Annotated in this window: 1 protein-coding gene; it reads left to right on the top strand. The window is 60.9% G+C overall.

The window, feature by feature from the left end; translation table 11 throughout:
- The coding region (locus tag KUG85_RS21050; protein ID WP_223006764.1) for a hypothetical protein at positions 1-220 on the top strand (220 nt) is incomplete at both ends.

Below are 220 nucleotides of genomic sequence, written 5' to 3'. Positions count from 1 at the left end.
CGCTGGGACATCGGCAGGAACGTATAGCGTCTCCTACACGGCGGTGGTCTCGGACAGTGCTTCCGGCTCTGTGTCGAATGCTGTCACTGCAGATGTGGGGGATTGCAGTCCCTGTGCGACGAGCAACCCGCTGGTGGAACTCAGCACGTCCAAGGCATCGGATGTGGGGGATGGTGTTGGCGTTCAGGCGGGGGACACGATTACTTACACGCTGACGAGC

The sequence above is a fragment of the Nitratireductor rhodophyticola genome (assembly GCF_019891355.1).
Classification (GTDB): domain Bacteria; phylum Pseudomonadota; class Alphaproteobacteria; order Rhizobiales; family Rhizobiaceae; genus Nitratireductor; species Nitratireductor rhodophyticola.
Note: the sequence above shows the minus strand (reverse complement) of the source record. Positions and strands in the feature narration are given on the sequence as shown.